Here is an 11305-nt window from a genome sequence, read left to right as displayed (position 1 = left end):
GATAAAATTAACCAATGCAATAACAATCCAAAAAAAGATTCCTTATTAAATTAACATAAAATAAATTAGCTTGTTGACAATTCATTCGTTAATTTGTGATGTATATCACATAATTATTTTTTTAATTCCGACCTCAATCGTTCAATATGAATAGTGAGATATAAACTTTCATCATCAGATAGCGGATGTTGATATTGTTGGATTAAATGAAGATCTATCTGTTTAGTGCAAAGATAGGCTTGTTCATATTTTTCACGGATAATCTCATACAACGAGGTATCTTGCTGTGCGGATTTACCTTTACTCAAAATTCGGTGTGCAAAAAACTTTAAATGGGTAACAAATCGTTGATAAGAAAGGCTGTTTTCGTCATATTCGAACCGAAAATGATATTTTACGATATTTAAAATTTCACGCATGATTTTGGTCATATTAACAATATTGGGCATGGTATCGTTAAGCTCAGCATTGACAATATGAAACGTAATAAATCCTGCTTCATCTTCATGAAGCTCAACACCCAACCGTTTTTTAATGACATCTAAAGCGTACACACCGATTTCATACTCTTTAGGGTAGAATTTTTTTATCTCCCACATAAAGTTATTAGGAATATTAAAACCTTGTTTATGCCGTTCAATGGCAAAATAGATATGGTCAGTTAATGAAATATAGATACTATCTTGTAATTTACTGCCTAAAAATTGTCTGGCATGATTGATAATAATATCGGTTGTGGTATGAACTTCGATTGGAATTTCAGAAAGCAGTTCAGCAAATTTGGGTAATATTTCTTGATTATTTAAAGAAAACTGTTTTTCGATAAGTTTCGGGTCGATCTCATCACCTTCCCGTTTTTTAAATCCAACTCCTCGACCCGTAACAATCAATTCATTCCCTTTGGAATCTAAAGTCACTACAACATTATTATTTAATATTTTATGAACTTTCATCTGATTCTGTCTAAATTTTAAGATTGATTTATTATCTATCGCAAAACGAAAATGGAAAGGAGGAATATAAAAAAGTGTGACTGACTTCATAAATTTGAGAAAAATAAATTGATTATTCTCAAAAAATAAACCCGATAGGCGAGCCATATCGGGTTTGGGTGAATAAATTAATTAATTATTGTGCAAGTAGTTTATTCATTGTTTGAATAAATTTGCTTGGATCATTTAACGATCCTTTTTCTGCTAGTAACGCTTGATCTAATAGCAATTCAATCCAATCACTAAATGCGGTTTCGTCTTGCGTATCAGCAACACGTTTAACTAATTGATGATCAGGATTGATCTCAAAAGTATATTTTATCTCTGGTGCTTTTTGTCCTGCTGCTGCAAAGAGTTTTGCCATTTGAGTAGACATCTCGTCGGCAGCGGTAGTGACAATTGCTGGCGTATCAGTTAAACGATGTGTTAATTTAACTTCTTTAACTTTATCGCCTAATACTTTTTTAACACGTTCGATAAATGGCTCAAGTTCTTTTTCGACTTGTTTTTGCTCATCACTATTTTGATCAGCTAACTTCTCGATTGACTCGTCAGATTTACTGATTGATTGGAACTGTTTACCATCAAATTCAGTTAAATTGCTCATCATCCACTCGTCAATACGATCAGATAATAATAAGACTTCAATGCCTTTTTTGCGGAATAGCTCAAGGTGAGGACTATTTTTCGCTGCGCCATAACTATCAGCAGTGATGTAATAGATCTTCTCTTGGCCTTCTTGCATACGGCTGATGTAATCGTCTAATGATACAGTTTGCGCCTCGCTATCACTTTGTGTTGTTGTAAAGCGTAATAATTTCATAATCGCTTCACGGTTAGCATAGTCTTCACCAGTACCTTCTTTTAAGACTAAACCAAATTCACTCCAAAATTGTTGATATTGTTCTTTATCATCTTTGGCAAGTTTATCTAGCATTTGTAAAACACGTTTAGTACAAGCATTACGAAGATTTTGTGTCACTTTATTATCTTGTAATATCTCGCGTGATACATTTAATGGCAAATCATTTGAATCAATTAAGCCTTTAACAAAACGTAAATAATTAGGCATAAATTGCTCAGCATCATCCATAATAAACACACGTTGTACATAGAGTTTTAAACCGTGTTTATTGTCACGATTCCACATATCCCAAGGCGCTTTAGATGGAATATAGAGCAAACTTGTATACTCTTGTTTACCTTCAACACGGTTGTGGCTCCAGCTTAATGGATCGGCAAAATCATGTGAAATATGTTTATAAAACTCTTTATACTCTTCATCACTCACTTCAGATTTGCTTCGTGTCCAAAGTGCTTGAGCTTTGTTGACTTTTTCCCACTTAACTTCATTTTCTTCAGTAGTTTGAACTTCAACCGGTAATGAGATGTGATCTGAATATTTGCTAATAATTGAACGTAGACGCCAATCATCTAAAAACTCTTTTTCATCTTCTTTTAAATGTAAAATAATTTCAGTACCGCGACTCTCTTTTTCTGTATCAGAAATCGTGTATTCACCTTCACCAGCTGATTCCCACATTACTGCTTCATCGGCTTTAGCTGTTGCAGCGCGGGTTTTTACTGTCACTTTATCGGCAACAATAAAGGCAGAATAAAATCCAACACCAAATTGACCAATTAATTGGCTGTCTTTCGCTTGATCACTACCAATGGATTCTAAAAAGGCTTTGGTGCCTGATTTGGCAATCGTACCTAAATTTTCAATGACTTCATCACGAGTCATCCCAATACCATTATCTGCAATGGTTAATGTGCCAGCTTCTTTATTTGTTGAAATGCGAACACCAAGCTCTGCATCACCCGCATATAAATCTGCATTTTCAAGTGCTTTAAAACGGAGCTTGTCGGCAGCGTCAGATGCATTTGAAATAAGTTCTCTTAAAAAAATCTCTTTGTTTGAATACAAAGAGTGAATCATTAAATGCAGAATTTGTTTAACTTCGGATTGAAATCCACGCGTTTCTGTTCCTTGCTTACTCATTGACTAATACCTCAACTATTTTTAGCAATTAAAAGTGATCGATACATTTTAATTGATTAACTTTGACATAATTTTTTGATTAATTGTTGTATTGCTATATGGGAATTAAAAAAAGAATTTCAAGAGGAGAGGTTATGATAAACCATTGATTGGTGATTTTTTAATTGATTAAAAAAAAGCCCTGATAATGTATCAGGGCTATTGATGATAATTTAATTATCGAGTTTCTGGTAAAAAGCCACAAACTAAAATAAGAACAACGGCAACCGGAATAATTACGCGAGTTAAAATCGTCCAAACGCCAAACCAGAAGCTATTTAAGTTAAGCTCTTTACGAATGACTTTTTGGTTCATCATCCAAGCACCAAAGATAACAGTACCTAATCCTGTCACAGGTAACATAATCTTACTTGTGAGGTAATCAAGCAGATCGAAAATATTTTTATCAAATAGTTTCAGGTCTGCCCATTCATTGAATGATAAAATACAAGCGATACCCAATGCCCAAATTAATACACTACTAACCACTGTTGCGGTTTTACGACCCATGTGCGTTTTTTCTTCTAATAACTCTACCGTAGGCTCAAGTAATGATATTGATGAGGTTAACGCAGCAAAAGTTAGGAAGATAAAGAATAAACAACCTAAAATTGAACCTGCTGCCATATTACCAAAAGCAATAGGTAACGTTACAAAGATCAGACCAGGACCAGAACCTGCTTCTAAACCATTAGCAAATACTAATGGGAAGATCGCCATACCTGACAACATCGCAACGATAACATCTAAGATAACAACGGTGCGAGCAGTAGAGATTAAGTTCACATCTTTACCAAGATATGAACCGTAAGCCATCATAATCCCCATACCTAATGATAAGCTGAAGAATGCATGACCTAAAGCCGCTAAAATGGCAGTACCATTTAATGCTGACCAGTTTGGTGTGAATAAAAAGTCAAACGCTTGACCAAATGATGATCCACTAACGATGGCTGCATAAGCAACTAAAACCAATAATAAAATACCAAGGCCAGGCATCATTACCTTACAAGCACGCTCTAAACCAGCGCCAACGCCCATCGCAACAATAATGGTATTGGCTGCCATGAACACCGTATGCCAAATCAACAAGCTAGAGGTATTACCAAGAAAACCTTTGAAGATTTGCGCCGTTACGGCACCATTCGCACCATTAAATGTACCATTGATAGCTAAAAAGATATAATCGGTAGCCCAACCGCCAATTACACTATAAAACGAGAGAATTAAAAATGAGCCAAGTACGCCGATAATACCAACCCAGCGCCACAATTTTGAGCGACCTTCTGAAACAGCAACATCTTCCATGGTATGGATTGGATTTTTTTGCCCGCGACGGCCAATTAACCACTCTAAAACTAGAATAGGCAGACCAATAACAAACATAAATAGTAAATAGGTAAGCACGAATGCTGAACCACCCATTTCTCCAGCCATGTATGGAAATTTCCAAATGTTACCTAAACCCACAGCAGAACCCGCAGCTGCAAGCATGAATCCCATGCGAGAGCTCCACTGTGAATGACTTTTCTTCATAGTACCTGTACTCATGAATATATTTTCCCTTGAGTTTTTGATTAAATATTTAATTTCTAGCATCAGCCGAGGCTGGACTATTTTTTTATTAGATAAATAAAGCGCTAAATCATGCCATGAATTAAGCCCATAGACAAGAAAACATTACCATTTATAGTTATAGCCAATGAAAAAATTAAACCTATATCGCTAAGTAAAACGGAATTTTTGAGTGGTTGAGTATAGAAATTATGAGTAATAAAAAAAGTTGAGGAACGGGGTTTTTAAAACGGTTTGATATTGCTAATCATCAACTCATCGCATATATTACATCAAATTCCCCTTTTTGATAAGAATACCCATGACACAAAACATCGATTTAAACGAGATAGATAAGTTTGCAAAGTTAGCTGCACAATGGTGGGATCCAAATGGCCAATGCAAACCATTGCATATCATTAATCCATTGCGAGTTGATTACATTAAATCAAACGATTTGAATCAAAAAAATGTATTAGATGTTGGTTGTGGTGGGGGAATATTGTCTGAAAGTTTAGCCAAGTTAGGTGCAAATGTAACCGCTATCGATTTGGCTGATGAATCATTAGCGGTAGCAAAATTACATGCCGAGCAAAATGGTCTTTCTATCAACTACCAAAAACAAACCGTTGAAGAGCACGCCACACAGTATCCATCACACTATGATGTGATAACTTGTATGGAGATGTTAGAGCATGTGCCTGACCCATTTTCTATTATCAATGCCTGTGCAAAACTGCTCAAACCGAACGGAAAGCTCTACTTATCGACCATCAATCGTAACCATAAAGCAAAACTTATGTTGATTTATGGCGCTGAATATATAGCGCGCTTAGTGCCAAAAGGGACTCATGATTTTAATCGTTTTATCCGTCCTTCTGAATTAATGACTTGGGTTGAACAAGCGCAGTTAACGGTTAAAGATATTATTGGAATGGAATATCACTTACTCAGCAATCAATTCCGATTAGGCCGTAATGTTGATGTTAACTATATCTTGATGGCACAAAAAGACGAGCTCAATTAAAAGTGGGTGATTGATTATCGCCTAAAAATAAATATCAAATTCTACTAGTCTTTTATATCGAATGTGAGTAGAATACATCGGCAATATTTTATCAACAATCCAACTCAATGGTGAATATTGTCATGTCTCGTATAGTTAAAGAAGCCCTCACGTTCGATGATGTTTTATTAGTTCCAGCCCATTCAACTGTTTTACCTAATACTGCTGATATTACAACTCAACTGACGCAAACCATCAAATTAAACATTCCAATGCTATCTGCTGCCATGGATACGGTAACCGAAGCCGAACTGGCTATTGCCCTTGCTCAAGAAGGTGGCATTGGTTTTATCCATAAAAATATGCCAATTGAAGTTCAAGCTGAGCATGTAAAGCGTGTTAAAAAACATGAAAGCGGAATTGTTCAAGATCCAGTAACAGTACTACCAACAGCAACTATTCAACAAGTAATCGATCTTGCTAAAGAATATGGTTTTGCAGGGTTTCCGGTTGTGACAGAATCACAAGAATTAGTCGGTATTATCACTGCTCGAGATGTTCGATTTGCAACTGACTTATCACTATCTGTAACTGCGGTAATGACACCTAAAGAGCGCTTAGTCACCGTTAAAGAGGGCGAATCTCGAGAAAGTGTACTGCAAAAAATGCATGAACATCGTGTTGAAAAAGTTTTAGTGGTTGATGATAGATTCCACTTAAAAGGCATGATAACCGTTAAAGATTACAATAAAGCAGAACAAAAACCTAATGCATGTAAAGACGAAAAAGGTCGCTTACGCGTTGGCGCAGCAGTGGGTGCGGGTGCGGGTAACGAAGAGCGTATTGCTGCTTTGGTTGAAGCCGGCGTTGATGTTTTACTTATCGACTCATCACATGGCCATTCAGAAGGGGTACTTGAACGCATTCGCCAAGCAAGACAAGCCTATCCAAATTTACAAATTATAGGTGGCAACGTTGCTACGGGTGAAGGCGCAAAAGCGCTAATTGATGCAGGCGTGAGTGCGGTAAAAGTGGGTATTGGACCGGGTTCTATTTGTACCACGCGTATCGTTACTGGGGTAGGGGTACCGCAAATTAGTGCCATTATGGACGCTGTTGAAGTGGCTAAACAACACAATATTCCAGTTATTGCTGATGGTGGAATTCGTTTTTCAGGTGATATTGCTAAAGCTATTGCCGCTGGCGCATCTTGCGTTATGGTTGGTTCAATGTTTGCCGGAACTGAAGAAGCACCAGGCGAAATCGAACTATTCCAAGGTCGTGCTTATAAATCTTATCGCGGTATGGGTTCACTCGGTGCGATGGCAAAAGGATCATCAGATCGCTATTTCCAATCAGATAATGCTGCCGATAAGCTAGTACCAGAAGGTATTGAAGGGCGAATTGCTTACAAAGGATTATTAAAAGAGATCATCCACCAACAAATGGGTGGCTTACGCTCATGTATGGGGCTAACGGGTTGTGGAACTATCGATGAATTACGCACCAAATCGAAGTTCTACCGCATTACTGGCGCAGGTATGAAAGAGAGTCATGTTCATGACGTCCTAATCACTAAAGAGCCACCTAATTATCGAGCGGGTTAATCAATAAATATCAATAAAAAAGGATTCAGTGTAATCCTTTTTTTATGAGTAAAATTTGCTTTCTAAAAAAGTTGAGGAGCGGGGTTTTTGGGGGTTAAAATCACGCTTTACAGCGCTGCATACATCACTTAACACATTTATTTTATAGGTGCTTCATAAAAATTTGAACAGCGGTTTTTGGGGAGGCAGTCCTAAAATTCAAAAATATCAAATTTTAATTAAAAAATTATGAATTTTTAAAGGTTTGTTAAGGAAATCTTTTTAATTAAAACAATAGTATATGGTCCTTTTCAGATCTTTTTGTAATCTCCTTTACGAATGTTAGCAATTAAGTCTGTTGAGGGCTATTGCATCGTATTTTTGCCGTAACTATAATCTCCAAGTGTTATAGATTTGCAGTTAGAATCTAAAGTGTTAATTATATAAAAAATCATAAAGTTACTTGACAGGATCGTCGTTATGCATTACAATTTGCACCATTGTTCGACTTTAAATTCATCAAAGTTAAGCTCTCAACTTTCATTTTTCCGAGAACTTCATTTTTTCATCTGTTCAAGCAAAATTCTACGAATTTTGGCACGATCTTTTCATCGATCCAAATTATTTCGGCTGATCTTTGTCGTACTATTACTTCCTTCTTTTAGCCATGCATTAACCGTTAATACCTCGAATTCTATTCACGGAAATGAGCCATATTTAACTTACGATGGCGGTCGTACTCGTGCGGTTAATAATGACGGTTTGCTCGGGATTACACTATCTGACGGCACGAAATATACGCCTTCAACCAATCCTTCACCTACAACCCCAATCGTCTTGCCAGTTACAGGTCAAAGCTTTGCTGATATAAGTATGTTCGTCCCAACTAATACTAATTCAGTCGATTTAAATTCTCTTATTGGTCCTCCTAATAATTATTGGGGAGATGATGATGGAGATGGTGATGTTTCTGCGACGGGTAGTTTAAGTTTATCTATCGTGGATAACAGTAATCAAGCTGTATCACGTAATACCGTGCTCGATATTTGTAAAGCACCTTATCAAGTAAAATTAACTAGTACTAATGGCGAATTAACTACGCGTTACGGTCTTCCTCCTAATAGTACTTTCAATGAAAGTAGTGTCACTTATACTGTTAATCCTAAGGCTGTTCCGGTGGTTTGTTTTGCTAGACCAAACTTAAAAAATGGTAAGTATGGCGATTTTGGTATTTCTCACGACTTCGCTGGTCCGTCTTGGATGTGGGATCCTGCTAATGGCTTTATTCCTCAATCAACTGACTCATCACGTTATAGTTCAAACTTTCCTACTACTGCTGCCAACAAAATGTACTTTGATTTAATCATTGGTGGTGTTAATCAGGCTTTGTCTTGGTCTCCTGTTAAGCTTGAAGGTATCACTGCGACTATGAGCAATTCTACAGCTACAAGTGTACGCGTTACCTTCACTGGTCCTATCCCAACCGAGACAGGCATGAGTCCTACTCCTAAACCTATTGGCCAACCTAATTTACCTCAGACTTTTGAGTTAGTTGGCCGTGATAGCAATGGTAACCCTGTCGTTAAATATGGATTTGTATTAAAGCAATGGTTCGTCAACAGTGGACCCGCGGCAAATTCTTATTCTCGTGCAACACTTTGGTGTAATGGTCTGGGTTATCAAGTGGCTGAGATAAAGGATTTAACCAATGCATCTTGTCGTGGTAAGGAGTCAGGTAATTGGTGTAGAGGGTTAGTCGGTGCTACTCCTTCCTCACCTAATAATTTTTATCAACGTTATATTGGTGGAGGTTTTGTTTCTGAATGGGGGATGATGAGCGGTTACCCCGACGTCAAATTTTACGGCGATACGTACTGGACAAGAACCCCAAACAATGATGGTAAGACTTATGTCTTGGATATGAGGCATGGTTCAGCGCTTAGGGACAGTTACAGCTCGAATGCGGTTTGTGTTAATCGTTAGAACTTATTATTAAGGTAGATCAATAGCAAAAGTAAATCAATTCGCTGATGAATCGTTAATTTGATGGCTTTGGAATGATATTTTTTATACATTTTTATCTAAATGACTAAAATAGTATAAGTATAAAAAAGTTGGTAATGTATTGATTTATAGAGTTTATTTGTGGTGTATGTTATAGTTTTAAAGAGTTAAACTTTCGATGTTTATTTTTTACAAAAGTATAATTTTAAATATTCTCCATAGTGGATCGCGAATTTTGGTGCGATCCTTATTTCCAACCTTTCATTTATTATTTAGGCAAATTTTTTTAACTATTTTGCTTTCTATTTCTTTTTACAGTTATGCATTAACAGTTAAAACTTCAAATATTATCCATGGTAATGCTCCGTATTTAACGTTTGATGGTGGTCATACACGAGCTATAAATACTGATAGTTTACTAGGAATAACTTTATCTGATGGAACTCAATATACGCCATCAACCAAACCTTCATCCATTACACCGATTGAGTTGCCAGCTGTAGATCAAAGTTTTGCTGATATTGGAATGTTTGTTCCAACTGATAGTGATTCAGTCGAACTCAGTACGCTTATTGGTTCTCCTTATAATTATGGAGAGGATGATGATGGTGATGGTGATTTCTCTGTTACTGGTAGTTTGAGTTTATCTATTTGGGATAAAAACTATAAGTATGTATCGCGTAATGCAATGGTAGATATTTGTAAGGCGCCTTATTACCTTCGTTTATCTACGACAGGTGGTAAATTAGCTACACAATATGGTATTCCAAACAGTATTAAATTTGGTGCCGGTGATGTCATTTATATGATAAATCCTAAGAACGCAGTGCCGAAACTTTGTTATGCTAGGCCTAATTTATCACCCGGTGATATGGATGAGAACTATTCTCATGACTTCCGTGGTCCAGCTACGATGTGGAGTCCTTCTGATGGCTTTCTTCCTCAATCATCTTATGATTTAAATTTTCCTACAGCTGGTGCTCATGGATTGTACTTTGATTTAGATATTGGTGGTGGTGGTGAAGATTTATCATGGGAACAAGTCTCTCAAGGTGGCATCACTGCGACTATGACAAAGTCACCGGTTACATCAGGTGTTCGTGTTAAATTAACAGGTCCTTTTGCAACCGAGTCCCAATGGAATTTAGACAATCCAGAGCGTATTGCAACACCTGTTTTACCACAAACATTCGAGTTAGTTGGTCGTGATAGTAATGGTAACGCTGTTGTTAAGTATGGGTTTGTGTTAAAGCAATGGTTTGTCAATCGTGGTACTAATAGTTACACTTATCCTTCGACACTATCTTGGTGTAACAGTTTAGGTTATCGTGTGCCTAAAGTAAAAGATTTAACTAATGCATCTTGTCAGGGAAGCAATTCGCGCACAGAGTGTGATGGTTCAGTTGGTGCGACTCCTTTTTCACCTGATAACTTCCACCAACGTCACATTGGTGCTGGCTTTTTTTCCGAATGGAGCGACTTGTCTCGCTACTCTGGAGCCAATTTTGACTACGGCGAGGTTTGGACTAGTGACGCTAATGGTAGCAATCGATTTACCGTGAACTCAATATTAGGTTCTGTATATGGATCTGAGTATTCTGGCGACCCCAACAATGGGGGAATTTGTGTTTGGCCTTAGTTTTTATTTTTTGTTCTTAATCCATAGGCTTTAGGCATATAAACGATAGCGTTAAGAGCGTAGCTGACTTGAAGAGTCAACGTCGTTGAGAGATAAAAGCGATTTCGTGGCTTAACGACGTTTGAATTACCCGCCTCGGCGGGTTTATTTTTATTATCTCAAAAAAAGTTGAGGAGCGGAGTTTTCTAAGCCTCAAAAAATATTATTTTTATAACCCTTTTTTTAATCAAAAAATAAAATAATCAAAAAATCATAATCTTAAAAAGATATTAAAAAAAAGGGTTTTTAAAACGCCAAATGCCCTTTGCCTTTTTGCAAACAACGATTATAGTATGTCTTGTTTTAGGTTTATGCCGTGTAGGCAGTTAATAGAATATAATTTTCGAATCAATTAACATCAGTCAGTTTATTAAGTGCAGATAATATCCCGTTTCTTAAAAAGTTGAGGAGCGGGATTTTTGGGGTTTTAAATTTTACTTA

Annotated in this window: 7 protein-coding genes; 4 read left to right on the top strand and 3 right to left on the bottom strand. The window is 36.8% G+C overall.

The window, feature by feature from the left end:
* Positions 1–113: 113 nt before the first annotated feature.
* The 3 genes from licT to J3U00_RS03715 all read right to left on the bottom strand — a co-directional run bounded on the left by licT (position 114) and on the right by J3U00_RS03715 (position 4587).
* A complete protein-coding gene (gene licT, locus J3U00_RS03725) occupies positions 114–953 on the bottom strand; it encodes a BglG family transcription antiterminator LicT (RefSeq protein ID WP_267331605.1) in 840 nt (279 codons plus the stop codon).
* A 175-nt stretch (positions 954–1128) separates the two neighbouring features.
* Positions 1129–2997: a molecular chaperone HtpG gene (gene htpG, locus J3U00_RS03720; protein WP_065562674.1), complete on the bottom strand. Its 1869-nt coding sequence runs from the start codon at positions 2995–2997 to the stop codon at positions 1129–1131.
* A gap of 216 nt (positions 2998–3213) precedes the next feature.
* Positions 3214–4587, bottom strand: coding sequence for a sodium-dependent transporter (locus J3U00_RS03715; RefSeq protein ID WP_218058410.1), 1374 nt, complete (start codon positions 4585–4587; stop codon positions 3214–3216).
* Between the two features lie 325 nt (positions 4588–4912).
* On the opposite strand from J3U00_RS03715, the gene ubiG reads away from it, so the two are divergent.
* The 4 genes from ubiG to J3U00_RS03695 all read left to right on the top strand — a co-directional run bounded on the left by ubiG (position 4913) and on the right by J3U00_RS03695 (position 10825).
* Entirely contained in the window at positions 4913–5617 is a 705-nt protein-coding gene (gene ubiG / locus J3U00_RS03710; RefSeq protein ID WP_267331604.1) for a bifunctional 2-polyprenyl-6-hydroxyphenol methylase/3-demethylubiquinol 3-O-methyltransferase UbiG, read from the top strand.
* A gap of 122 nt (positions 5618–5739) precedes the next feature.
* Positions 5740–7203 carry an IMP dehydrogenase gene (gene guaB / locus J3U00_RS03705; RefSeq protein ID WP_065733929.1) on the top strand — a complete coding sequence of 488 codons (1464 nt, stop codon included), beginning with the start codon at positions 5740–5742 and terminating at the stop codon, positions 7201–7203.
* Between the two features lie 459 nt (positions 7204–7662).
* Positions 7663–9165 (top strand): hypothetical protein, encoded by a 1503-nt coding sequence (locus J3U00_RS03700; protein ID WP_267331603.1) that lies wholly within the window; start codon positions 7663–7665, stop codon positions 9163–9165.
* Between the two features lie 259 nt (positions 9166–9424).
* Positions 9425–10825 carry a hypothetical protein gene (locus J3U00_RS03695; protein WP_220225922.1) on the top strand — a complete coding sequence of 467 codons (1401 nt, stop codon included), beginning with the start codon at positions 9425–9427 and terminating at the stop codon, positions 10823–10825.
* Positions 10826–11305: the final 480 nt, after the last annotated feature.

The sequence above is a fragment of the Gilliamella sp. B3127 genome (genome assembly GCF_026536935.1).
GTDB classification, from domain to species: domain Bacteria; phylum Pseudomonadota; class Gammaproteobacteria; order Enterobacterales; family Orbaceae; genus Gilliamella; species Gilliamella apicola_E.
Note: the sequence above shows the minus strand (reverse complement) of the source record. Positions and strands in the feature narration are given on the sequence as shown.